Source organism: Paenibacillus sp. FSL W8-0426 (assembly GCF_037969725.1).
Lineage (GTDB): Bacteria > Bacillota > Bacilli > Paenibacillales > Paenibacillaceae > Paenibacillus > Paenibacillus hubeiensis.
On the sequence record NZ_CP150203.1, the window covers coordinates 6,461,552 to 6,484,885 of the forward strand.

At 53.9% G+C, this 23,334-nt stretch carries 22 protein-coding genes; 12 read left to right on the forward strand and 10 right to left on the reverse strand.

Annotated elements, in window-relative coordinates; genetic code table 11:
* Positions 1 to 169 precede the first annotated feature (169 nt).
* Both MKY59_RS29210 and nrdG read left to right on the forward strand, forming a co-directional pair.
* Entirely contained in the window at positions 170 to 2,131 is a 1,962-nt protein-coding gene (locus MKY59_RS29210; RefSeq protein ID WP_339275066.1) for an anaerobic ribonucleoside triphosphate reductase, read from the forward strand.
* A complete protein-coding gene (gene nrdG / locus MKY59_RS29215; protein ID WP_236413197.1) occupies positions 2,128 to 2,637 on the forward strand; it encodes an anaerobic ribonucleoside-triphosphate reductase activating protein in 510 nt (169 codons plus the stop codon). The genes MKY59_RS29210 and nrdG overlap by 4 nt, the downstream gene beginning before the upstream one ends.
* A gap of 211 nt (positions 2,638 to 2,848) precedes the next feature.
* Here nrdG and MKY59_RS29220 read toward each other — a convergent pair whose 3' ends face one another.
* Entirely contained in the window at positions 2,849 to 5,668 is a 2,820-nt protein-coding gene (locus MKY59_RS29220; RefSeq protein WP_339275069.1) for a glycoside hydrolase family 3 C-terminal domain-containing protein, read from the reverse strand.
* Positions 5,669 to 6,010: 342 nt separating this feature from the next.
* Between MKY59_RS29220 and MKY59_RS29225 the strand changes: the two genes are divergently transcribed.
* The 5 genes from MKY59_RS29225 (at position 6,011) to MKY59_RS29245 (ending at position 10,455) form a co-directional block, all read left to right on the forward strand.
* Positions 6,011 to 7,552 (forward strand): FAD-dependent oxidoreductase, encoded by a 1,542-nt coding sequence (locus MKY59_RS29225; RefSeq protein WP_339275070.1) that lies wholly within the window; start codon positions 6,011 to 6,013, stop codon positions 7,550 to 7,552.
* A 259-nt stretch (positions 7,553 to 7,811) separates the two neighbouring features.
* Positions 7,812 to 8,141, forward strand: a complete 330-nt coding sequence (locus tag MKY59_RS29230; RefSeq protein ID WP_339275072.1) for a PadR family transcriptional regulator — start codon at positions 7,812 to 7,814, stop codon at positions 8,139 to 8,141.
* Positions 8,134 to 8,730, forward strand: coding sequence for a DUF1700 domain-containing protein (locus tag MKY59_RS29235; RefSeq protein ID WP_339275074.1), 597 nt, complete (start codon positions 8,134 to 8,136; stop codon positions 8,728 to 8,730). Before MKY59_RS29230 ends, MKY59_RS29235 begins: the two co-directional genes overlap by 8 nt.
* A 3-nt stretch (positions 8,731 to 8,733) precedes the next feature.
* Complete coding sequence (locus tag MKY59_RS29240) at positions 8,734 to 9,633, forward strand: DUF4097 family beta strand repeat-containing protein (RefSeq protein WP_236413206.1); 900 nt, start codon at positions 8,734 to 8,736, stop codon at positions 9,631 to 9,633.
* Between the two features lie 102 nt (positions 9,634 to 9,735).
* Positions 9,736 to 10,455, forward strand: coding sequence for a 3-ketoacyl-ACP reductase (locus MKY59_RS29245; RefSeq protein ID WP_339275076.1), 720 nt, complete (start codon positions 9,736 to 9,738; stop codon positions 10,453 to 10,455).
* Between the two features lie 214 nt (positions 10,456 to 10,669).
* On the opposite strand, the gene MKY59_RS29250 is transcribed toward MKY59_RS29245, so the two are convergent.
* Both MKY59_RS29250 and MKY59_RS29255 read right to left on the reverse strand, forming a co-directional pair.
* Positions 10,670 to 11,218, reverse strand: a complete 549-nt coding sequence (locus MKY59_RS29250) for a cupin domain-containing protein (RefSeq protein WP_339275077.1) — start codon at positions 11,216 to 11,218, stop codon at positions 10,670 to 10,672.
* 40 nt (positions 11,219 to 11,258) lie between these two features.
* The gene (locus MKY59_RS29255) at positions 11,259 to 11,624 is read right to left on the reverse strand and encodes a glyoxalase superfamily protein (RefSeq protein ID WP_339275078.1); all 366 of its coding nucleotides are present in this window, start codon (positions 11,622 to 11,624) and stop codon (positions 11,259 to 11,261) included.
* 220 nt (positions 11,625 to 11,844) lie between these two features.
* Between MKY59_RS29255 and MKY59_RS29260 the strand changes: the two genes are divergently transcribed.
* The 3 genes from MKY59_RS29260 to MKY59_RS29270 all read left to right on the forward strand — a co-directional run bounded on the left by MKY59_RS29260 (position 11,845) and on the right by MKY59_RS29270 (position 14,490).
* Positions 11,845 to 12,615: a class III extradiol ring-cleavage dioxygenase gene (locus MKY59_RS29260; protein ID WP_339275080.1), complete on the forward strand. Its 771-nt coding sequence runs from the start codon at positions 11,845 to 11,847 to the stop codon at positions 12,613 to 12,615.
* 186 nt (positions 12,616 to 12,801) lie between these two features.
* Positions 12,802 to 13,806: a cation diffusion facilitator family transporter gene (locus tag MKY59_RS29265; RefSeq protein ID WP_236413212.1), complete on the forward strand. Its 1,005-nt coding sequence runs from the start codon at positions 12,802 to 12,804 to the stop codon at positions 13,804 to 13,806.
* 180 nt (positions 13,807 to 13,986) lie between these two features.
* The gene (locus MKY59_RS29270) at positions 13,987 to 14,490 is read left to right on the forward strand and encodes a hypothetical protein (protein ID WP_236413213.1); all 504 of its coding nucleotides are present in this window, start codon (positions 13,987 to 13,989) and stop codon (positions 14,488 to 14,490) included.
* Between the two features lie 157 nt (positions 14,491 to 14,647).
* Here MKY59_RS29270 and MKY59_RS29275 read toward each other — a convergent pair whose 3' ends face one another.
* Genes MKY59_RS29275 through MKY59_RS29290 form a run of 4 tightly spaced genes read right to left on the reverse strand, consistent with a single transcriptional unit; the run spans position 14,648 to position 18,431 of the window.
* A complete protein-coding gene (locus MKY59_RS29275; protein ID WP_339275083.1) occupies positions 14,648 to 15,721 on the reverse strand; it encodes an ABC transporter substrate-binding protein in 1,074 nt (357 codons plus the stop codon).
* On the reverse strand, positions 15,718 to 16,524 hold the full coding sequence (locus MKY59_RS29280; RefSeq protein ID WP_236413215.1) for an ABC transporter permease: 807 nt from the start codon (positions 16,522 to 16,524) through the stop codon (positions 15,718 to 15,720). Before MKY59_RS29280 ends, MKY59_RS29275 begins: the two co-directional genes overlap by 4 nt.
* Positions 16,499 to 17,332, reverse strand: coding sequence for an ABC transporter permease (locus tag MKY59_RS29285; RefSeq protein ID WP_236413216.1), 834 nt, complete (start codon positions 17,330 to 17,332; stop codon positions 16,499 to 16,501). The genes MKY59_RS29280 and MKY59_RS29285 overlap by 26 nt, the downstream gene beginning before the upstream one ends.
* Positions 17,322 to 18,431 (reverse strand): ABC transporter ATP-binding protein, encoded by a 1,110-nt coding sequence (locus MKY59_RS29290; RefSeq protein WP_236413218.1) that lies wholly within the window; start codon positions 18,429 to 18,431, stop codon positions 17,322 to 17,324. The genes MKY59_RS29285 and MKY59_RS29290 overlap by 11 nt, the downstream gene beginning before the upstream one ends.
* A 302-nt stretch (positions 18,432 to 18,733) precedes the next feature.
* On the opposite strand from MKY59_RS29290, the gene MKY59_RS29295 reads away from it, so the two are divergent.
* Complete coding sequence (locus MKY59_RS29295; protein ID WP_290371416.1) at positions 18,734 to 18,862, forward strand: hypothetical protein; 129 nt, start codon at positions 18,734 to 18,736, stop codon at positions 18,860 to 18,862.
* Between the two features lie 311 nt (positions 18,863 to 19,173).
* Positions 19,174 to 20,454: an MFS transporter gene (locus MKY59_RS29300; protein WP_339275084.1), complete on the forward strand. Its 1,281-nt coding sequence runs from the start codon at positions 19,174 to 19,176 to the stop codon at positions 20,452 to 20,454.
* A 46-nt stretch (positions 20,455 to 20,500) separates the two neighbouring features.
* On the opposite strand, the gene MKY59_RS29305 is transcribed toward MKY59_RS29300, so the two are convergent.
* The 3 genes from MKY59_RS29305 to MKY59_RS29315 all read right to left on the reverse strand — a co-directional run bounded on the left by MKY59_RS29305 (position 20,501) and on the right by MKY59_RS29315 (position 22,844).
* Complete coding sequence (locus MKY59_RS29305) at positions 20,501 to 20,968, reverse strand: NUDIX domain-containing protein (RefSeq protein WP_339275085.1); 468 nt, start codon at positions 20,966 to 20,968, stop codon at positions 20,501 to 20,503.
* A 126-nt stretch (positions 20,969 to 21,094) separates the two neighbouring features.
* Complete coding sequence (locus tag MKY59_RS29310) at positions 21,095 to 22,240, reverse strand: nitric oxide synthase oxygenase (protein ID WP_339275087.1); 1,146 nt, start codon at positions 22,238 to 22,240, stop codon at positions 21,095 to 21,097.
* A 127-nt stretch (positions 22,241 to 22,367) separates the two neighbouring features.
* Entirely contained in the window at positions 22,368 to 22,844 is a 477-nt protein-coding gene (locus MKY59_RS29315) for a DNA starvation/stationary phase protection protein (RefSeq protein WP_339275089.1), read from the reverse strand.
* Positions 22,845 to 23,334: the final 490 nt, after the last annotated feature.

Sequence of the window (23,334 nt, forward strand, 5' to 3'; positions counted from 1 at the left end):
TTTTTTTATCCGTGCAGCGATGGGGAATACGGCTCCCGAGGGCGAGACAGTGTGATTATCCTCACACCCAAAAAGCCTATATATAGTTTATAAATAGGTAATGTTCATCTATATCTAGTATTCAACGACATAACTTTATAGATCAATGGATTATGGGAGGAATTTTGATATGAGTACGCTTGAACGCGTTGCCCCGCCGTCCCCGGACCTGCTGTCCGATCTCGGGCGGCGAATCATCGGTGCGGAGGATGCGGATACACTTCGGGAAAATGCCAACCTCAATGGCGATTCCTTCAGCGGAAAAATGAGCAGGCTCGGTTCGGAAACGGCGAAATGGCATGCCATGCGCCACGTACTGCCCCGGGAGCTGTCCGAAGCGGTGGAGAACGGCGATCTGTACGTGCACGATCTGGACCAATACGCGCTTGGAACGACGAACTGCATATTCATTCCGTTTGACCGGCTGCTCGCTTCCGGTTTCAACACGGGCAACGGCTCGGTGCGTACTCCGCAAACGATCATGTCGGCCATGGCGCTGGTTGCGATCATTTTCCAGTCCCAGCAAAACAGCCAATACGGCGGCGTCTCGGCCAACAAAATCGACTGGGACCTGGCGCCTTACGTACAGCGCTCCTTCCGCAAGCATTACCGCAAAGGACAGCGGCTGTTCGGGGAACAGGCCGCGATCGGGGACGAGCAGCTGCATCTGGATAGCGAGCAGGCACAGCGCGCCTGCCCGAAAGCCTATGCGTTCGCCTGCGAAGAAACAGAGCAGGAGACGGGACAGGCCGCCGAGTCGCTGATCCACAATCTGAACACGATGAGCAGCCGGGCCGGCGGGCAGATTCCGTTCACGTCGCTCAACTACGGGCTGTGCACGTCCGCCGAGGGCCGCCTCGTTTCCCGGTCGCTGCTGGAAGCGACCATCCGCGGGCTGGGGAACGGCGAGACGCCTGTGTTCCCGCAGCATATTTTCCAGTGCAAGCAAGGCATCAACCAGGCCGAAGGAGAGCCGAATTACGATCTGTTCCGGCTCGCGATCACCTGCTCGTCACGGCGGATGTATCCCAATTTCGTCAATGTCGATGCCTCCTTCAACTTGCCGTATTACCGGCCGGAGGACCCCGATACGATCATTGCAACCATGGGCTGCCGGACGCGCACGCTGGCCGATCGTTTCGGGCGCAACCGCCAGAGCGGCAAAGGCAACCTGTCCTTTAATACGATCAATCTCGTTAAATTGGGCATTCGCTTTGGCATTTGCCAGGGCACTCGGGCCGTCGCCGACCGCAGCGGATTCTATGAGGCGCTCGACTCCGTTATGCGCAATGCGGTTCGCGGGCTGCTGCACCGTTACCGCATTCAGACCGGCCAGCCCGCCAAAGCGTCGGACTTCATGATGCGGGAAGGCGTATGGGAAGGCGGCGAACGCCTTGCGCCGGATGAACCGGTGGCCGACCTGCTGAAGCACGGTACGTTGTCCGTCGGTTTCATCGGGCTTGCGGAATGCATGACGGCGATGTATGGCCGCCATCATGGACAGGACCCGAGCATCCACCAGGAAGCGCTGAACGTCATCCGCACGATGCGGGAGTTCTGTGATCGCATGAGCGACGCCCATAACCTGAATATTACGTTGTTCGCAACACCTGCGGAGGGCCTTTCCGGCAAATTCACCAAAATCGACCGGGCCAACTATGGCCTGATCGAAGGCATCAACGATCGCGAATACTACACCAACTCGTTCCACGTTCCGGTCTACCACGCGTTGCCGGCCTATCGCAAAATCGAACTGGAGGCCCCGTTCCATGCGTTATGCAATGCCGGAGCGATCTCCTATATCGAGTTGGACGGCAATGTACGTGCCAACACGACCGCGTTTCAACGCATCGTGCAATTTGCCCTTGCCCAGGATATCGGCTACTTCTCCATCAACCACCCGATCGACCACTGCACAGGATGCGGTTATGAGGGGGTCATCGGCGCAGTTTGCCCAGGCTGCCAGGCCCATGAGGATCAGGTACATATCCAGCGCTTGCGCCGGGTGACCGGTTACCTGACCGGGGACTATAAAGTGCGCTTCAATGCCGCGAAGCAGGCCGAGGTCCGGGATCGGGTGAAGCATAAATGAACCTGTTCGGCTATATCCCCGAATCGGTCAATGAGGGACCGGGTCTAAGGGCTGTACTGTTCATCAGCGGATGCCGCCATGCCTGCCCGGGCTGCTTCAGCCCGGACTCGTGGAGCTTTCGGGCAGGAGAGCCTTTTACGGCAGAGCGGCAGCGGCAGATTTTGCAGGAAATCGCGGACCATCCGCTGCTGGAAGGAGTTACGTTATGCGGCGGCGATCCTTTTTTCTCCGCAGCGGAATGCAGCGCATGGGTACGTGAGCTTCGTACTGTCAGGCCGGACCTTAGCGTGTGGGCGTATACCGGATTCGTCTACGATGAACTGATCGCCGACCCGGCAAGAGCCGAGCTTGCCCGGCTGTGCGATGCGATCATCGACGGCCCTTATCTGGCCGCAGAACGGGACATTTCGCTGCCTTACCGCGGCAGCCGAAATCAACGGATCATTGACGTAAAAGCCACCTTGGCCAGCAATCACATCGTTATAATGCAGACGGATGCATTGTAACGGTGTTTTTTTGTTTAATTATTGCATTGGCATAGCACCATTGATCCGCCCTGAACGAAACCAACCCCGACAGCTGAAACATTTTGGGCAAAAGACTGGTTACGCCGGAGGAACGGTAAGGACGGCAAAAAGGCAGAGCCCCTGACTGCAGGAGCTGCTGCCTTTTTGCCTCGGCATATGACGCCTTGATGATGAATAACTAAAAATTCGGTTATCGGATTTCGAAATAACTGATCCGCACACCGGCGGACAGCACAATGTATACATCGCGTTGGCCGGAAGCTCCTTGAAGCTCTGCCTTCAAGGTAGACCATTGCTGCGCTCCGCCCTTGGAAGCCTCCGCGCGTCCGGCAAGCGGGCCGTCCGGAGCATCCAGACGAACTTCGATTGCCGCATGGTCCAGCTCTGCCGATACGCGTGCTTCGAATGCGGCCGCACCGCTGCCCAGATCGGCATCTTTGAAGGCAATCCATCCCTGCTCGCCCGTAACACGTACGGCAGTGCCGCCTTCCTTGCTTTCATCGAGATCCACGCCGGCATATGCATCGTAATTTTCCGCACGGGTTGCTGCAGCCAGGTTGCGCGGAGGAATCGTTTCTCCATCCACGCTCAGATCGGCAACCAGCTGAATATCGGATGAGGATTTACCTACCATAATGGAGTAAGTCCCCGCCTCTACTACATAACGGTCCCGGGTTACATCCCAAATGGCAAGTTCCTGAACAGGCAGCGTGAAGCTGACTTTCACGGTAGCTCCAGCTTCGATATGAAGACGACGGAAGCCTTTGAGCGTTTTGAGCGGGCGTTTCACGCGCGATTGGCCGGCACGAACATACAGCTGCACCACTTCGTCGCTCGCCACGGACCCGGTATTCGTCACGTCCACCGTAACGGTTACGTTCTCTTCCGTTCCCGCACTTGCCGGGCTCAGCGCCAGGTTACTGTATTTAAACGGAGCATACGTCAAACCATGACCGAACGGATACAACACGTCTCCCTCGAAATACTGGTACGTTCTTCCGGATTGGATGATATCGTAATCTTTGATGTCGGTCAGTTGGTCGGCGGATTTCACCCACGTCATGTTCAGGCGGCCTGCCGGCGCATAGTCGCCATACAGCACGTCAGCGACGGCGTTGCCCAACTCCTGTCCGGCATGGGATGTGTACAGCACCGCTGGAATGTTCTCCTGTACCCAGTTCGAAGTGAACGGATAACTGCCCACAATGACCACGATGGTGTTTGGATTTGCCGCATGTACAGCCTCGACAAGGCGCTGCTGGGATTCTGCAAGATCGAGACCGGGACGATCAATCTCTTCCTTGCCGTTCACGAGCGGATTGTTGCCCACGAACACGATAGCCGTTTCGGCTTCTTTCGCGGCGGCGACCGCTTCCTCCAAACCGTTCACGACGATCTCTTTCTTAAACGTTTGTTCCGCACCAAACGTCTTGATTTCTTCCGACACGGCGAAGGCATCCTGGCCGCCGTTCGGCGCAGTGACCGTTTTGCCGTTCCATGTCGTGAGGCCAACGCTGCCATCCTCTTGAGGCAACAGATGGAATACCTCTTTGACGAACCAGCCGTAAACTTCGTCCGCAGAAGCGGTTACTGTCTCTTCGTCCGTGGTGAGGTATTTGCCGTTGCTCTCCGCCTGCAGCGTATAGCTGCCAAAGCCCCAATCGGTAAGCTTGAACGTTTCCGCTTGGCCGGAAGCGATGACAGGCGTTTTTTCCCCGTCTGCCAATCCTACGGCCTTGCCGTTTGCAGTCGATGTCAGCGTGATCCGGTCGTCCCCGTCTTTGTACGTAACGTTGTCGATGCCGATTTTGCCCTGGATGGCTTCAAGCGGGGATACGCTGTAAGGCATCGTTCCTGCATACCAGTCGCGGTAAACCGTTCCGCCAAGCTGTCCGATGACGGCAACCTTGCCGGACTTGGTTTTGTCCAGCGGCAGCGTGCCGTTATCGTTTTTGAGCAATACCACTTGTTCTCTTGCCGCTCTGAGCGTCAATGCTTTGGCTTGCTCGGTCATCATGGCTTCTTCGCCGATGGAAGCGTACGGATTGCCTTCGGCCGGATCGAACTCGCCCAGGCGGAAACGAACGCGGAACGTGTTGAACAACGCACGGTCGATATCTTCCATAGTCAGCAAACCTTGCTCAAGCCCTTCGCGCAGCGCTTGTTTGGACAAATCCGCATCATCGGTAATGCTGTCGATGCCTGCCTTTACGGACTCCACCGTACCCGGTGTGTGGGAATCATAGTATTTATGATCGTTCTTGATGCCCATAACGTCCCCTGCATCACTGACGATAAAACCGTCCATGCCCCATTCGCCTTTGACGATCTCGTTCACGAACGGATGGAGCAGCGCCGGCGTGCCGTTAATGGAGTTGTACGCCGTCATCATCGACTGTGCGCCGCCCTCCTTGAACGGTTTCTCAAATGCTTTCAAGTAATATTCGCGCATATTGCGCGGATCAATGCTGGAGGAACCGCTGCCGCGATCCACCTCATTGTTGTTGGCCAAAAAATGCTTCAGCGTGGCAACCGCTTTATAATACTTCGGGTGGTCTCCCTGAATCCCTTTGACTAACGCTGTCGTCAGTTCCGCCGTCAGTTCAGGGTCTTCGCCGTAAGCTTCTTCGTTGCGTCCCCAGCGCGGATCGCGTTCCATGTCGACGGTAGGCGCCCACAGCGTCAAGCCGTTTACCGCCGGGTTGCGTTTGTAAAATACGCGTGCCTCATCGCCGATCACCGAACCGATCTCTTTCATCAGGTCGGTATCCCATGTGCAGGCCAAGCCTACCGGCTGCGGGAAGGAAGTCGCTTCGCCAAGCCATGCCAAGCCGTGGGCCGCTTCTGTTCCGTGTTTGTACGCAGCGATGCCGAGGCGTTCGACGGCAGGCTGATACTGCAGCATGGATTCGATTTTCTCGTCGTCGGTGAGACGGGATACCAGGTCTTTAACCCGTACATCCAGTTCAAGCGTCGTATCCTGGAAAGGATATTTGGTCTGGTTGGTCATATCGGAAATCTCCTTTTAAATAGCCATAGTTAATCAAGCCATGATAGCGAATACATTAACAATCTCCAATGAAGCTGTTACCACTCTGTTTTTTTGGTTTATAAAAATGGAGAATACCCCCTATTTACAAGGGATATCGTCTTCCCAGCTTTATAATAACCTATTTACTAAAACGGTTTCGGTATTCCTATCATAAAACATGTTCGTTAAAAAAAACAGGGGGCGACTCCAGGAAAATGTGAACATTACCCACAGGATATCCGCTTTGATCGTTTTTTTCCTAAATCGAATGGCAATCATGAATAAATGTGAGACCAGAATCACCAAACAGGAGGAAACCGAATGAACAGCAAACAGCATCCCCCTACCAGACTGCCTGAATTTCCTAACTCGCTCTGGAGAAGCACGCATACATTCCCGACCTTTCCGACGCTTGAAGAGGATGCAACCGCAGACGTTGCGATCATCGGCGCAGGAATTGCCGGCATAACGACCGCCTATTTGTTGGCCCAGTCGGGATTGAGCGTCATTGTGCTCGAAGCAGGCAAGGTACTGGACGGGACGACGGGACATACGACCGCCAAGGTGACGGCGCAGCATGGAGTGGTCTATAACGAGCTGCTGCAGCACTTCGGACATGAACAGGCACGCATGTATTACGACGGCAATACGGAGGCCATCCGTTGGATGCGAGCCTTGGTTCAGGAGAAACAAATCGATTGCCAATGGGCTGAAGAAGATGCTTATGTGTACATTCAATCCGAGGACAATTTGAAAAAGATGGAGTTTGAGCTGACCGCCTACGACAAGCTGGGGATTTCCGGCGATTGGGTCTCCTCCCTTCCCGTATCGGTCCAATCCAGGGCCGGCATACGCATGCCGGGGCAAGCGCGCTTCGATCCGCTGGCGTACTTGCATTATTTGCTCGATGAAGCCGTGCAAAATGGCGTCCGCTTCTACGAAAAAACCACGGCAACGGACGTGGAGGAAGATGCGTCCCTGCATGTGCGGACTTACAACGGTTCGTCCGTCACCGCCCAGCATATCGTCGTGGCATCCCATTTTCCCGTATATGATCCGGGCTTTTATTTCACACGCCTGCATGCCGAGCGCTCCTATGCCATTGCAGTCGAGCCCGGGAAGCCATACCCCGGAGGCATGTACATTTCGGACGACGAACCCAGACGTTCGCTCCGTGCGGTCATGCATGAAGGCAAGGAGCTCATCGTGTTCGGGGGAGAAAACCACAAAACGGGCCAAGGCATCTGCACCTTCGGCCATTATGAAAATCTGGAACGTTTCGCGGAGGATACGTTCGGTATCGTCAGCATTCCTTTTCGCTGGTCGGCCCAGGACCTGGTCTCGATCGACAAGGTACCTTACATCGGCCCAATTACAGGGCGACATGAGCGCGTATACGTCGCTACCGGGTTTGCCAAATGGGGCATGACGACCGGTACGATGGCTGGCCATATCCTTGCCGACCGCATCACCGGACGGGACAATCCCCATGCGGCCATATTCGATCCCGCACGGTTCAAGGCCGATCCCGGATTGAAAAACATCGTGGTCGAAAATGCCAACGTCGCCAAAGAGCTGATCTCCGGCAAGGTTGGCCTGACACATGCCACCGCTGACCAGTTGGGGACTGACGAAGGATCCGTCGTCCGTCACCAAGGCAAACGCGCCGGAGCTTACAAGGATCACAGCGGCAAGCTGTTCCTTGTAGATACGACCTGTACCCACCTTGGCTGCGAGGTGGAATGGAATGAAGGTGAGCGTACATGGGATTGCCCGTGCCATGGTTCGCGATTTGATTACACCGGCAAAGTCATCGAAGGCCCTGCCACGCAGGACCTGCCCGCACTTGAAACACCGCAATAACGTTTGAATACGGCATCGGCTTTAAGGACCTGGATCGAAATCCGTCTCAGGGCGGAGGTTATCGATTCAGGTTTGCCGTATGCTGTTTTAGGGGGAACCCGCACTGCCTCTCAAAAGACGTTTACATGCGTAAAATCATGTTCCAGAGCCCATTTTAATTCACTATCTTGCATTATACAGTACCTGATGGTATCATTGTTTCTGTACTACTGAACATTACACAATAGTAAAAAAACATCGAATTCAAGGAGGGACCTGCGTGAACGTGAACATCCAGTTCAAAAAGGGAGTTCTGGAACTGTGCGTCCTGGTGCTGATTCATCGGCAGGACCGTTACGGCTACGAACTGGCACAGGCGGTCTCCAGACATATTGAAGTAGCTGAAGGCGCGTTATACCCGCTATTGCGCAGACTCGTCAACGAAGGCTACTGCACCACTTATCTGCAGGAATCGAGTGAAGGTCCGCCCCGGAAATATTATAAGCTGTCCGATGCAGGACGCGACTACATGAGGACGCTCTCGAGCGAATGGAACGAATTCGTGCGCAATGTGTCAAATCTATTGGAAGAAGGGAACCTGAATGAATAGACAACAATTTATGCAGGCGATGGAATTTCATTTAAGGCCGATGGATCCGTCGGAACGCAATGAACTGTTATCGGACTATGACCAGCATTTCGAGCAGGGGCTTCAGGAAGGAAAAGCCGAAGAAACGATCGTGTTCGAACTCGGTCAGCCCGAGGAACTCGCGCGTGAGGCGCTGGGCGACCGTTATGCGGCCGCGCCGTCAGCGCCAGGCTTTGATCATTTTGACTATCCACCCCCGCCTTACGGATCGCCGGCCCGACATCAGAGCAGCAGCGCGGCACGCACCCTTTTTACAGGCATCGGACTGATTTTTCTGAATCTCATTCTCGGCATTCCTCTCGGCGCCACCCTTTGGTCCATCTGGCTGGCTATTGCCAGCCTGTCACTGCTTATGCTGGCTCCCATCGCTGCAGCAGTCGACTTCGTTTATTTCAATCATCTGGAGATGGCCGAAATTTTCGTAGCCGTTGGCGTATGCGGCATAGGCATGTTGTTTGCGCTGGCAGCCAAATGGTTGTTCAACGGATTTGCCGCCACAACAGCCGGGTACATCCGCTGGAACCTTAAGACATGGAAAGGAGGGGCTTAATCCATGACGGTCAAAAAATGGGTTACTGCTGCGCTTGTATTCATCCTCATCGGAATCATCGGTACCTCGGTATACGGATTTCAGTTCGGAGATCAGCGGGAGGCATACTCGAAACGCTGGGAATTTCAGAACGACCAGCTGCAGCGCCTGATCCTGGATGCCCATTTTGACGGGGGTATCCGGTTTATCGAAAGCCCCGATGCAAACGGCTATATCGAAGTTAATGGAAAATGGGATCCAGCCACCGTCGAAAGCTTCAAGAAGGCTGCATTATCGAATGGGACCTTCGTTCTTTCCGATACGGAGCAGGCAAGTTTCCAATTTTTCAACCTCTACTGGGAGGATTTGAAATCAACGATGACCGTTGCCCTGCCTGCGGGACACCATTTAAACGAAGTCAAAATCAGCTCTTCCTCCAGCGATATCGAATTGCAAGGGCTAAACGCCCAAACGCTTGAGCTGGACAATACGTCAGGAAGCGTCGGCCTCAAGGACATCCATGCGCCGAACATTCGGCTCGACCTGACCTCGGGAGATATCAAGGCATCCGGGATCCAGGGCGACGTGGACGTATCCCAGACATCGGGCAGTTTGCGGATTGAAGGTTTGACCGGCGATCTGCATAGCTCCATCCAATCCGGCGACACCCGTGTAACCGATCTCCATGGGACGGCTAACGTTCAATTCACTTCAGGCAACGTCGACATTGAACAGGCGACGGCAGGGTCGATCGACGTATCGGGCCAATCCGGCGACGTCCGCATTCAGGCCGCAGCCGATTTTGCCGGCGTATACGACACTCGGGCCACCTCGGGGGACATCACCACGCCCGACTCACCAATGACGAGCAGCGACGTAATTAAGGTTCGTACGACCTCAGGTAATATCAAAATTACCCAATAAAGCTTCTCCGAATGGAATTGGGCTGGTGACGAAGCGAATTTCCGATCCTTGGGTAATATAGTATAATCAAAGGCCAGTCCAATTTTAAAGGAGGATTCCTGCATGGAATTGAAAAACAAAACAGCTATCATCACCGGCGCAGGCAAAGGCATCGGACGCGCCATCGCGGAGTCTCTAGCCAAAGAAGGCGTTCACCTCGGGCTCATCGCCCGCACGGCATCCGACCTGGAAGCTCTGCAGCAATCCTTGAGCGAGACGCATGGCGTGAAGGTCATCATCGCGGTGGCCGACATTTCCGATCGCACGCAAGCCGAGGCGGCCGTTGCTGCCATCGAAACCGAGCTTGGCGCCGTGGACATCCTGATCAACAATGCGGGCATCGCCAGCTTCGGCACGCTGCTCGATATGGATCCTGAAGAGTGGGAACGCATCCTGCACGTCAACGTGATGGGTACATACTACGTTACACGCGCAGCTTTGCCTAGCATGATCAAGCAAAGCAGCGGAAGCATCATCAATATCGCTTCCACTGCGGGCGAACGCGGCTTCGCAACAGGTTCGGCCTATTGCGCATCCAAATTCGCGCTGCTCGGCATGACCGAATCGCTGATGCAGGAAGTCCGCAAATCGAACATCCGGGTAACCGCCCTGACGCCAAGCACGGTGAATACCGAGCTGGCCAGCAATGCAGGGTTGAAAATCGGCGACGAAGACCGCATGATGCAGCCGGAGGACGTAGCCGAGCTGGCCTTGGCCACCCTCAAGCTGTCGGATCGCGTTTTCGTCAAAGCGGCCGGCATCTGGACGACCAACCCGCAATAAGCGGCAGTTCCGGTCATTTCTGGACGTTGCATTGTCGGAGGAAGAATTGCTCCCGACTTCATTTGGATAACACAAAAACCACGGGTACGCGGTACCTGTGGTTTTTGTGTTTGATGTTGATGCGTAAAATCAGCTAGAAAGAGCAGCGGGACAGTCCGCTACGTTATCAAGCATCGTTTGAAGGCCGCATATCAGCGCTTCACGCGCTCCTACCTTAATGCTCCCCGAGCCGATCCAGATCCAGTTCCTTGGACACGGCGATCAGGATCACCGCAGTCTCTGCGCCAACATTCGTGACCTCGTGCGGCACGACCGCATTCCAGCTGAACGAATCGCCCGCCTCCAGCGTTTCCCCGTCCTCTCCCTGCTCGGCACGAATCGTGCCCTGCAGCACGAGATGGCTTTCTTCCCCCGCATGTTTGCTCATCCCGGTCGAGGCTCCCGGCGGCAGCTCCACGAGGGACATGCGCATCGCTCCTTTGGCCGTCAGGTGCTGCACTTTGACTTGCCCGTCCCCCGCAGTCGTCTCTTTTCGCTCGTTTTTTCGCACCACGTTCATCCGCTGCTCGGGCGTGAGCAGCAAATACGGCAGCGGCACGTCCAGATAATCCGCAATGCTCTCAAGCGTTGCTATGGACGGCGAGGTTTTGTTGTTTTCCACGTTGCTGATGAAACCTTTGGATAACCCTGTTCCTTCGCACAGCTGCATGATCGTGATTTGCTTCTGCTTGCGGATCGTACGAATCGTTTTGCCAATATCCATGTCGCTGCTTGTTCCTCCCTACTTTCAGTGCCTGACTCGCTTACCCGTTATCCTGCTGATAGAAAACAATCCGGTTGCCGGATGGATCAATCACTTCCATTTCCCTGAGGCCCCAAGGCGTCTCCGTAATACCCGGTCTGGAATGCTTGTGCTTTTGCCGGTTCAAAGACTCGCATAATCCATCCAAATCCGTCGTTTCGATGCGCACGGCAGCTCCCGGGGTGCAATCTCCGTAATGCCCGGACAAATGAAGCACGATGCCATCCAGCGATACCTGCATGTACAACGGCAGATCCTCTTCGAAGCGATGTTCCCAATCCACCTTGAAACCTAAATACTCTACGTAGAACGATCTGGCCTGCTCCTCATCAAATATACGAAGAATGGGCACTATTCCTTTCAGCATTCGCTTCACTCCTCTGATCAAGATGGCGATACAGAGCTGGATCGAGCCAGCCGGCTTTATTATTGGCATAAGGATTAAGGATTCCCTATACGTAACATATTTTCATAATACAAAAAATATGTTGACCCAACAATGCGATCATGCTACATTTCGTTCATAAATAAAGATGTTTGTTTTCTATTGGTGAACTTTATAAAGGTACGAAAGGACTGAATGCACGATGATGCCTTCCTTGTTTATCGCCCATGGCGCGCCTTCCCTTGCACTGGAGGACAACGCATATACCGAATTTCTGCAAGACCTTGCCGGACAACTCCCCAGACCCAAAGCCATCGTGCTCTTCTCGGCACACTGGGAATCCGGAACACAGCTTGTATCTTCAGTAGCCCGGCATGACACGATCTATGATTTCGGCGGTTTCCAGCCCGAACTGTACCAGATCAAATATCCTGCCCAAGGACATGCCGAAACGACCAAAGATGTCCTGCATTTATTTGCCAAAGCAGGCATCGAAGCGAAAACAGATGAAATCCGTGGACTTGATCATGGTGCCTGGGTCGTGCTCCGCCTGCTCTATCCGGATGCCGACATTCCGGTCGTGGCCCTGTCGGTGAACCGATACTTGTCCAATGAAGAGCAATACAAAATCGGCCAGGCGCTGGGTGCGCTCCGCGAGCAGGACGTGCTCGTGATCGGCAGCGGCGGAACCGTTCACAACCTTCGCCGATTGAACTGGGAAAGCAACGGCGTGGACGCATGGGCCATGGAATTCGATGACTGGCTGCAAGAAAACGTCTCCGCTTGGAACACCGGAGCACTCTTTGCCTATGACACGATTGCTCCATTCGCTCATGCGGCGGTACCTACGCCGGAGCATTTCGTGCCGCTCCTGCTGGCGATGGGTGCAGGAGATCGCAATCGACAGGCTTCTCTGCTGTTCAGAGCATACCAATATGGCAATCTAAGCCTTTCCTGCTGGAAATTCGACTAAACTTGTTTGTTTCAGAGACAGCTCATTTAGTGTATTGATGGTTAGCAGATCGGTCGGATATGACCTTTTTTGCATAATGCTGCCTTAAGTAAAGCACGCTATAATAACATTTAGTGGAAATGCACATGCTTTAACCAAGCGCACTGCCTTTTGCCATCTAATACATTATTGGGAGGAACATTCAACGTGGTTGAACAACCGAAATCGGAGAGCCTGATGTCTCTCGTCAAAAAAGGAAACACCTCCTCGGCGACGGCGATGGCAGGTAATGCGGTGCTTGCCCTCTGCAAAGGAGGAGCGTTCCTGCTCAGCGGAAGCGGAGCGATGTTTGCCTCGGCCATGCACTCGCTTGCAGACGCCATTAACCAAGGGTTCGTGTTTGTCGGGAGCGTATTGTCCGAGAAACAGCCGACGCGCCGCTTCCCGACCGGATTCGGGCGGGTCATCAACATTTTCTGCATGATCGCCGTCATCGTGGTGACCATTATGGCGTACGAGACCATCCATGAGGGCATTCATCTGCTGCAGCACCCGGCAGGCCACTCGGGCGGACTGTGGATCAACATCGGCGTGCTTCTGCTCAACATCCTGATCGATGGAGCCATTCTCATCAAAGCGATGAAAGAGATTCTGGTGGAGGCGCGCGCGCCGAAAACCAGCGGTCTCGGACTCGTTCCCGCAGCGATCAAAAACGTGGGACGCGCCGCCCCGCCTACTCGCCTTGTATTTTATGAGGACGTGGTAGCCGTTTTGGGCGCAACGCTGGCGCTCATCTCGGTGGTAGTTATTGCACTGACGAATTTCGCCTTGCTCGACGGCATCGTCACGACGCTGATCGGCTGCCTTATGATTGCCGTGGCCTTCCGCGTCGGATTTGACAACATGATCGGGCTCATCGGCGTGGCCGCCCCGCAAGACGTTGAGGACAAAGTAACCCGGACGATCCTGGCCGATTCCCATGTTGCGGATATTCAAATGATGCGCATCATTCAGGAAGGCCGCTACTATCATGTCGAAGGTCTGATCGAGCTGACCAAAGGGCTGACGCTGGCCGATGCCGACGACATCAAATTCCGGATTCAGGAGAAGCTGATGACCGATCCCGATATCGCGGATGCGGCCATCTCGATCATCGAAGATGACGGCGTGAACACCTGGGGCAAAAAACAAGCCGAGATCGTAGAGCCTTAACACAAAATTAAATGCGGCAGACATACAAGATGAACGAAGAACCTAGACTTTGGTCTAGGTTCATTTTAACTCCACAGACCGAGGATCGCATTTTCCAGCTCATGGTATGCTGTATGTAATGAAACAGAGGAATCCGTGACCAACCAGATCATTGATCCCACGATGCAGAGGAGAGATCGTATGTCTAAACGCGCTATTCTGGCGCCCGTGCTGATTTTGCTGGGCGTCTACCTGATGCTTAACCAGGGAGGTTCCCTCGGCCCAGGCACCATTTTCGCCACCTTCTGGCCCACCTTGTTTGTTATCCCGCTAGGACTGTTCTTTCACTGGCTCTACTTCTCCATGATCGGCAGGGGGGTCGGCCTGCTCGTTCCGGGCGGGATTCTGTTAACCGCGGGTATCGTCAGCCAGATCGCCATGCTGTTCGGCAACTGGGGCACGATGTGGCCGGGTTTCATCCTGGCCGCTGCAGTCGGTCTGTTCGAGCTGTACTGGTTCGGCGGCCGCAATCGCTGGCTGCTTATTCCGATCAACATCCTGCTGGTGCTGTCCTTGCTGTTCTTTGCAGTGATGTCGCTAGGCAATATGCTCAGCAGTCTGTCCTTCATTCAGCCATTCGTGGCAATCGGACTTATCGTGCTGGGTTCATGGTTTATTCTCGGCCGCAGCAAAAAACGGATGTAAAAGGTACGGAGAGCGTACCATGGCTGCGTGCAATCGATGCACGAACGACTATTGCAACGCAAAAACCCCCGTTCGCCCAGGCACGTCATGTGCCCGGCAAACGGGGGTTTTTCATGGCATAAGGTGCGATTTGACCGCGAAGCGGGCAGACGCGCCTTTATTTGCTGTGCATTTTAAACTCAAGGAACAAGTCGTTGTAGTGGGACAGCATTTTTTTGCCCAGATTATCGTATACTTCCAGCTTGCCCGTCAGCGTCTCGTCCGGATAGAAGCGCTCATCCCCGGAAATGTCCTCTGGCAGCAGCTTCAAGGCCTCGGCATTCGGCGTGGAATAACCGACATACTCGGCGTTGCGGGCCGCATTCTCGGGATCAAGCATAAAGTTGATGAACTGGTGTGCCCCGTCGATGTTGCGGGCTGTCTTCGGAATAACCATGTTGTCGAACCACAAGTTCGAGCCTTCTTCAGGCACCACGTAATCCAGCTTGTCGTTTTCGTCCATGATTTCGGAAGCGTCTCCCGACCACACGAGGCCTACGGCCGCCTCTTCATTGGCAAGCAGCATTTTGATCTCGTCTCCGACAATCGCCCGCACGTTCGGCGTTAAGGTGGACAATTTGGCCAGAGCCTGCTGCAAGTGGTCCTCATTGGTGTCGTTCAAGGAGTACCCCAGGCTGTTCAAGCCCATGCCGATGACCTCACGAGCACCGTCGAGCAGCAAAATCTGGTTTTTGAGCCGGGAATCCCACAGATCGTTCCAGCTGTTAAACGTCAGCCCATCGACCAACTCGGGATTGTACACGATGCCGACCGTTCCCCAGAAGTACGGGATGGAATAGCGATTATCCTCATCGAACGACAGGTTAAGGAACCGGGGATCGATGAATTTGAGATTGGGCAGCTTGTTGTGATCGAGCGGGACAAGCAGGTTTTCTTCCTTCATTTTACTGATCGCATATTCGGAAGGGATCGCCACGTCGAAGGTGGTTCCTCCCTGCTCGATCTTCGTCAGCATCGCCTCATTGGAATCGAAGGTCTGGTAGATGACCTTGATGCCCGTTTCCTCTTCAAATTCGGTCAACAGATCGGGATCGATATAATCGCCCCAGTTATAGATCGTCAACGTGTTGCCGCCGGAATACCCCTGGCTTCGGTTCAAGTAAGATGCCAGGATCATAAAGGCAAAGGCCGCAATGAATACCAGCGCAAACGTCCGTACCAGCTGTTTCATGGGCGCAGCCCCCTTCCGGCAGGCGTTTTCGCGGCGCGGCGGTTAATGAAGTAATACCCGATCACCAGCAGCACCGTCAACAGGAACAGCAATGTGGACAGCGCATTGATGGACAGGGATACCCCTTGTCTCGCCCTGGAGTAAATCTCCACCGAAAGCGTGGAATAACCGTTGCCCGTCACAAAGAACGTAACAGCAAAGTCATCCAGCGAGTAAGTCAGCGCCATGAAAAATCCGGCGAAAATGCCTGGTTTCACGTAAGGCAGCACCACTCGCGTCAGCACCTGCCACGAGCCCGCGCCGAGGTCACGTGCCGCGTCCATCAGCGTTGGGCTCATCTCCTGCAGCTTCGGCAGTACCATGATGACCACGATCGGCACGCTGAACGCAATGTGCGAGAGCAGGACCGAAGTGAATCCCAGCTTGATGCCGATCATGGTGAACAGGATCAGGAACGATGCGCCGATAATGACGTCCGGACTAACGATCAGCACGTTGTTCAGCGAGAGCAACGTATTTTTCGTCCGTTTGCGACGTACATGATAGATCGCCAGCGCTCCGGCAATGCCGAGAATCGTTGAAATCGCCGAGGACAACAACGCGATGATGAACGTGTTCAGCACGATGATCAGCAGCCGCGTATCTGCGAACACTTCCCGGTACCACTCCAGGGTGAAACCCTCGAAGTTCCGCATATGCCCGCCGCTGTTGAATGAATAGAAAATCAGATATGCAATCGGTGCGTACAAAATCAGAAACACGATCGTCAAATACAGGTTAGACAGCTTTCCGTTTCTTCCCACCGCGCACCTCCTTCCTGCCAGATCCGGTCAGAAACATGATGACTGCCATCGCAATGATCAAAAAGACGGCAATCGTCGAACCCATGCCCCAATCCTGGGTGACGAGAAAATGCTGCTCGATCGCCGTCCCCAGCGTAATGACCCGATTCCCCGCGATCAGACGAGTGATCATAAACAGGGACAACGCCGGAATGAAGACGGCTTGGCAGCCGGATTTCACGCCGCTCAGCGTCAGGGGAAAGATGACCCGGCGGAACGTCAGCCAGGACGAAGCCCCCAGATCGCGGGCCGCATAGATCAGCGACGGATTCATTTCTTCCAGCGCATTGAAGATCGGCAAAATCATGAACGGAATAAAAATGTAGACCGACACGAATATGAAACTGAAGTCGGTAAACAAAATTTGCTGTGTGCCGATGCCGACCACTTCAAGCAGGGAATTGGTCAGCCCGTATGTTCCGAACAGGCCGATAAAGGCATATGCCTTGAGCAGCAGGTTGATCCAGCTCGGCAGAATGATCAGCAGCAGCCATAACTGCTTGTGCTTGGTCCGTGTCAGCAGGTAAGCCGTCGGATAGGATACCAGCAAAGAGAACACGGTGATCAAAAACGCGTACCAGAACGAGCTGAGCGTCATCTTCATGTACACTGGCGTAAAAAATTCGGCATAGTTGCCGAGCGTAAAATTCCCTTCAACGTCGAAGAACGAGTAATACACCACGAGCAGCACCGGGGCAACGACGAACAATACCATCCATATGACATAGGGAATCAGATACGCATTGCGCGTGCTCGCCTTAGTCTGCATGGGTTGCCTCCTGGTAGGATTCCAGGCGTTTGTCGAACTCTTCTTCCGTCTCGTTCAGGCGCATGACGTGAATGGCCTCCGGATCAAAATACAATCCGATTCGTTCTCCCACCGTAGCCTTTTTCGTCGAATGCACAAGCCACTCGTTGCCGGCGTCGTCATAGCTGGAAATTTCGTAATGCACGCCGCGGAACAGCTGCGAATCCACGCGCACCTTCAGCTTGCCCTGTTCCTCGGTCGTAATCTCCAGATCTTCCGGACGAATGACGATTTCGACAGGTTCGTCCGGCTGCAGCCCTTGGTCAACGCATTCATACTGTGCGCCCGCAAATTCAACCACGAAGTCCTGCTTCATCCGGCCAGCCACGATATTCGACTCCCCGATGAAGTCGGCCACGAAGCGATTGATCGGCTCGTCGTAAATGTCGTTCGGCGTGCCGCTCTGCTGGATGAGTCCCCCGTTCAGGACAAAAATCTCGTCCGACATCGCCAGCGCCTCTTCCTGATCATGTGTGACGAAAATGAACGTGATCCCGAGCCGCTGCTGCAGCTCGCGCAGTTCGTACTGCATCTCGGTGCGCAGCTTCAGGTCCAATGCCGAAAGCGGCTCGTCCAGCAGCAAAATTTCCGGCTCGTTCACGATCGCGCGGGCGATGGCCACGCGCTGGCGCTGACCGCCCGACATTTCTCCGATCTCCCGGTTTTCATAACCGGACAGGTTGACGAATTTCAAAGCTTCCAACACTTTGCTGCGAATTTCAGCCGTTTTCATTTTTTTGATGCGCAAGCCGAAGGCCACGTTCTCGAATACGTTCAGATGCGGAAATAACGCATAATCCTGAAAAACGGTATTCACCTGTCGCTGATGCGCAGGGATATGGTTGATCAAGGCACCATTGAAGTAAATATTGCCCTGCGTCGGTTGCGCAAAGCCCGCAATCAGCCTTAGAATCGTCGTTTTGCCGCAGCCCGAAGGGCCGAGCAGCGTATAGAATTTACCCCGTTCGATCTCGAAGCTGACTCCCTTCAATACGGCATCATCGTCGTCGTACTGTTGAGTCACCCGTTCGAACCGGATAATCGGTTGTTGTTCTGACATGTCTCGCATCGCCCCCTTAATCTTGAGGTTTACCCTAAGAAACCTTATCCATTATACACGACTTTGGTTCAGCCATGTTTCGAATAAGGTTAATTTACCCCATTTTCTTAGGATTGGAAAGGCATTCCGGCACGGACTGCCCTAATGGATCGACTAGCATACGGACCATAGGAGTTCCAAAAATAATTCCAAAAACAGAATCGAACATGCGTTCCCAAAAGGTATAATATGGTATAATGAATGGGACAAAGCATCCGGTGGTACTACGTCACGGCGAAGATGCCCTGAGAGGGGGTGACGCTGTGTCGCTTGATCTTTTGGTGAAAATGCTGGACGTGCTGCTCAAACTGGTCGGTATTTCGGCCGGTTTGCAAACGTTAATCGGTCCGCGGAAGAAAACACGCAAAGTCAAGAAAAACCACCGGCAATAGGTTGGAGCCCCACCCGGTGGTTTTTCAGTGAAGTGTCGAAATCTCGCCGTGGTTGCCCACCGGCCGACTTTGTCAACATCCGCGATGTTCCCGCATCGCGGATGTTTTATGCTGCTACGGTTCTTATAGCACCAGTATACCACAATCGAAACGATGGGAACCATTTCAAAACCGATCTCGACCGCGCCGTTGATGCCAGTATTCTGATTTGGCCGATCGACGCATATGATGTCGGGGATATGTAAATATGTGTGCAAGGAAACGGTCTGAACGCATGGAGTGAATTTCCGTACTGCGGAAAGGAGGCACCTATGGATCTTCGCCGTAATTTGCCGTTATTAATCGTGGTCTGTTTTCTCAGCCAGATGGGAGGATTCATGATTCTCCCCCTGTTTCCGCTGTTTATTGATGGATTGGGGTTGTCCAGCTGGACGATGGGAATCATCTTTGCCATGTTTTATGTCGGGAAAGTCATCGGAGGCATGCCCGCTGCCGGGTTGTATCGAAAAACGGGAGGCAAAACGTCGCTCATCCTCATGCTGCTGATGCTCGCGCTCTGCATGGCCGGCTTCGCCATGGCCTCCTCGGCCCTGCTGCTCGGCCTGCTGCGGCTGCTGCAAGGGCTTGCTTCTACCGGGCTTACCGTCACGGTGCGTTCGATCATCGGTGATGGCGGCAGCGAGCACAATCGCGGGCTGTACAATGGCTATATCAGCAGCAGCGAGGGTGGCGGCATGGTGCTCGGCCCGGTCGTCAGCGGCTGGCTGGCGCTGCATTTCCCGCCTTCCGTGCCCTTTTGGCTGGTCACGGTTTGCTGCCTGGTCGCCATGCTTGCGGCCATGGCTATACGCAACACAACAACAAGTTCTAAGGCTGACGCCGGATCATCGTCCAAAGTGGACGCTGCGATGCTACCCGCCGCCGCTTCCCCGTCCCCTGCCTCCTTTACGGAAACCGATGAAAGTGCCAACCGGGCTGGACTCCGCGGCGAGCTTACACCCAGCCAGCAGCTGTTCGGTTATAGCCTGGTGCATTTTCTGGAAATGAGCGCATATGCCGTCTTCTTGACCTATTTTGCACTCTATGCGACCCATATCATGCAATGGAACTCCTTCTCCATCAGCCTGGCCTTTACGGTCGTAGGCATTTCAACCTTGGCCGCAGCGCCGCTGGCAGGTTATCTCTCGGATCGCATGGGAGACCGCCTGCTGCTCTGCATGCTGGGCATGCTGTTCATCGGGGTGGAGGTCGCTGTGTTCCTGACGACATCGTCGTATGTCTGGGTATATCTCGGCATGCTGATCGGCGGAGTCGGCGGGGCATGTTATATGGACTCCTTTTTCGCGCACATCGGCGATCATATTCCGGAGACTGGCCGCAGTGAAGCCATCGGCAAAATCGTCTCGGCCGCAGAGATCGGCTCCATCGTCTCTCCGTTGATTGCAGCGCTGCTGGCGGAAGCCGGATCGCTGTACGCCGTCTTTTGGTTCAACCTCGCACTCATTGGTGCGGCGATCACCGTGCAAGCCTTCATGCGCAAGCAGCTTCGCACCGAACATTTGTCGTCCGAGAATGCACGCAGCAAACAATAAAATTTGACTCAAAGGAGACCAAAATCCGTCCTTCTTGAATGGATCGTCAGCCATTTTGAATGAGCGCGGCGATTTGCCCTGCGTGCTCGGCTATTTTGCTGCGCAGAAAGGGATCTGTCTTCTCAGGCAAAGCCGACGGATGGAAAAACATCGCTTCGAGAACTTCCACCCCATCCGGCCTTAGCTCACCCTCGTATTCGGTGCAGACGTAGCCGATCACCACATTGGAGTACACGTGGCCGTTCCGCAGCTTGGTATATAAATCTTTGCCCGAAAACACGCCGTACAACCGCAGCCGCCCTAGCTCGATCCCCAATTCTTCCCTGACTTCGCGCATGGCGCATTCCTCGGCGGATTCGTCCAGTTCCATGCATCCCCCCGGCACGCCCCAAGTATCATCGACATGGCGCACCAGCAAAATTTCCCCGACCGGATTGAGGATCAGCACACTTGGCCTTACCAGAATGAGCGGCGCATTGCCGATTCGTTCACGCAAAGACTCGACATATCCCATTTTCGGACATCTCCTTATTATGTGAAGTTATGGAGTAAGTATAGTTCCGGAAAATCACCCAATAAAGAGAAAAGAATAGAGAATACATTTCCTATTTTCAGTAAAAAAAAGCCCGTTCGCATCACCTTAGTGGGCAAACGGGCATTTCATCGGGGCGTCGCCAAAAGCTGCAGCTTGGCAGGAATACGCCTTCTCCTGATAAAAAAAATTGGGCTTCACGAGTTTGTTGCGATACGGCTTATGGAAAATATGCGTCGTTGCAGGCGACACAGGCGGAATAAGCCAAGTCCAGTCGCCGGTCAGCTCGCGTCCCTCCTGGGATTCCCGCTGCTCGAACAAGGCAAACTGCGAAGCCGCAGTGTGATGGTCCACGATGCTGACGCCCGCCTTCTTGAACGAATGCAGCACGGCTGCATTGAGCTCCACCAGTGCCCGATCCTTCCATAGCGTCGTTTCGCTCGACGTGTCCATGCCAAGCGCCTTCGCGACTTCAGGCAGCTTGTTGTACCGGAATGGATCGGCGAGATTGCGCGCGCCGATCTCCGTTCCCATGTACCACCCGTTGAACGGTGCCGCCGGATAGGAAATGCCCCCGATTTCCAGACGCATGTCGGCAATCATCGGCACGCCGTACCAGCGCAAGCCCAAATGGGCCATCTCTGGCCGGTCCGGATGCTCGATGCGCACTTCCACGATATCCTCCCCCGGCACCTCGAACCATTCGGGGTCCTGTCCATCCGATTGAATAATGATCGGCAACACATCATATGGGGTGCCCGCCCCTTGCCAACCCAGGGACATCGCCACTTCAGTCATCTCCACCGAAGCCGGGTCGCCCACGATGCCATTCTCCGTTTCGTATCCGGCATACCGGATCAACTGATGATTCCAGATCCGCAAGGGAGCGCCTTGAGGCCCTTCCGGCGCCATAACCGTGATCATCGGAATGACCTTGCCGCCATTCGATGCCGTCCGGATATGGTGAAGGATGGCCTCGGCTGCTTGAGCGGCCGTCTCGATCTCGCGCGCATCCACGATGCGCAGCTTGTCCCAGAACAGGCGGCCGATGCAGCGGTTGCTGTTCCGCCATGCCATTTTGCAGCCATGCTCCAGCTCTTCCTTCGTGTGCGTGTACATGCCTGTGGCCGCGATGTCGCCCAGCACGATAACAAGCCGGGCCTCCGCGACTTCGCGCGTGTGGCCCAGCTCTTCATAACATGTATATATAAACCGTTCCGCTTCCAGTTTCAGCTCTTCCGGGTCTGTCCGCATTGTCCATAACCACCCATCCATACGACTTGAATGCCATCATTATACGGCAAGCCCACCGGATTTGTAAGCGAACGGGCATTTTGTTCACGGACTCTACATATCGTTGTCAGGATGCAGGCAACCTTGATTATTTGCCCAGAAAAGCATTCAGCATCCAGATTTCTTTTTCCAGTCCAGCCGTGAAGCCGATCAGCATATCTTCGGTTGCGTTATCCACGGCTTCGCCTGCAGCTTCAATGCCTTCATGAATGACCGACACCATGGTCCGGAGATCAGCAACGACGGCCTCCACCATTTGCTCTGCGGTTGGTTGTCCAGCCGCTTCTTCGATTGGCGAAAGGCTCAACTGCTCACTGAGCGTAGCTACGGGGCTGCCGCCAATAGCCAGCAAACGCTCTGCAACCTCGTCCATGTTGGCGGTCGCCAAGTTGTACAATTCTTCGAATTTGCCGTGCAGGGTGAAGAAATGAGGACCTTTCACATACCAGTGGAAGTTGTGCAGTTTAGTATACAATACGGACCAGCCTGCGATTTGGCGGTTCAGTACGTTGTGAAGTTCGGTCATGCGTGCGTTGAATGTGTTAGTAGTTTGGATTGTGCTCATGGATTATATCCCCTTTCGGAATGTAGAATTTAAGTGTTTATATAAGTTGATTCGTTCGTTACACCCTGTTACTCCGATTGCATCCCATCTCCAGAATGGTTCTGCACTCTCCGTTAATGTGTAACATATTCAATCAATTTATATTCATTTTTAACTTCTTTAATTTAGACTTAATCTAAATCTTGTTTTAATTATATCATCGGATATTCACTTTGAAAAGACCTATGGCACTTCTTTCAAATGAAGATTCCATGAAGCGGCCTTCATCTTCTGACCTTATATAACGAAATTAGACAAATGCACCATAAGACATGGACTGCATCATTATGACGGTTCCTACACGAAGTATTTTGAGCACGATCTCAAGAAAAAAAGGATATGTATAAGGACAACAAATATGATAATAATATTAATCATTCGCTTTCTGTTTTCTTTCACTTTGTTGACAAACTGAACATACATTTATAATATGGGGGTGAGAGGTGAGATG

What these genes read in the sequence shown, in the direction of transcription:
- MKY59_RS29210 (WP_339275066.1), top strand. Translation starts at nt 170, where the DNA reads ATGAGTACGCTTGAACGCGTTGCCCCGCCGTCCCCGGACCTGCTGTCC.
- nrdG (WP_236413197.1), top strand. Translation starts at nt 2,128, where the DNA reads ATGAACCTGTTCGGCTATATCCCCGAATCGGTCAATGAGGGACCGGGT.
- MKY59_RS29220 (WP_339275069.1), bottom strand. Translation starts at nt 5,668, where the DNA reads ATGACCAACCAGACCAAATATCCTTTCCAGGATACGACGCTTGAACTG.
- MKY59_RS29225 (WP_339275070.1), top strand. Translation starts at nt 6,011, where the DNA reads ATGAACAGCAAACAGCATCCCCCTACCAGACTGCCTGAATTTCCTAAC.
- MKY59_RS29235 (WP_339275074.1), top strand. Translation starts at nt 8,134, where the DNA reads ATGAATAGACAACAATTTATGCAGGCGATGGAATTTCATTTAAGGCCG.
- MKY59_RS29240 (WP_236413206.1), top strand. Translation starts at nt 8,734, where the DNA reads ATGACGGTCAAAAAATGGGTTACTGCTGCGCTTGTATTCATCCTCATC.
- MKY59_RS29245 (WP_339275076.1), top strand. Translation starts at nt 9,736, where the DNA reads ATGGAATTGAAAAACAAAACAGCTATCATCACCGGCGCAGGCAAAGGC.
- MKY59_RS29250 (WP_339275077.1), bottom strand. Translation starts at nt 11,218, where the DNA reads ATGGATATTGGCAAAACGATTCGTACGATCCGCAAGCAGAAGCAAATC.
- MKY59_RS29255 (WP_339275078.1), bottom strand. Translation starts at nt 11,624, where the DNA reads ATGCTGAAAGGAATAGTGCCCATTCTTCGTATATTTGATGAGGAGCAG.
- MKY59_RS29260 (WP_339275080.1), top strand. Translation starts at nt 11,845, where the DNA reads ATGATGCCTTCCTTGTTTATCGCCCATGGCGCGCCTTCCCTTGCACTG.
- MKY59_RS29270 (WP_236413213.1), top strand. Translation starts at nt 13,987, where the DNA reads ATGTCTAAACGCGCTATTCTGGCGCCCGTGCTGATTTTGCTGGGCGTC.
- MKY59_RS29275 (WP_339275083.1), bottom strand. Translation starts at nt 15,721, where the DNA reads ATGAAACAGCTGGTACGGACGTTTGCGCTGGTATTCATTGCGGCCTTT.
- MKY59_RS29285 (WP_236413216.1), bottom strand. Translation starts at nt 17,332, where the DNA reads ATGCAGACTAAGGCGAGCACGCGCAATGCGTATCTGATTCCCTATGTC.
- MKY59_RS29290 (WP_236413218.1), bottom strand. Translation starts at nt 18,431, where the DNA reads ATGTCAGAACAACAACCGATTATCCGGTTCGAACGGGTGACTCAACAG.
- MKY59_RS29300 (WP_339275084.1), top strand. Translation starts at nt 19,174, where the DNA reads ATGGATCTTCGCCGTAATTTGCCGTTATTAATCGTGGTCTGTTTTCTC.
- MKY59_RS29305 (WP_339275085.1), bottom strand. Translation starts at nt 20,968, where the DNA reads ATGGGATATGTCGAGTCTTTGCGTGAACGAATCGGCAATGCGCCGCTC.
- MKY59_RS29310 (WP_339275087.1), bottom strand. Translation starts at nt 22,240, where the DNA reads ATGCGGACAGACCCGGAAGAGCTGAAACTGGAAGCGGAACGGTTTATA.
- MKY59_RS29315 (WP_339275089.1), bottom strand. Translation starts at nt 22,844, where the DNA reads ATGAGCACAATCCAAACTACTAACACATTCAACGCACGCATGACCGAA.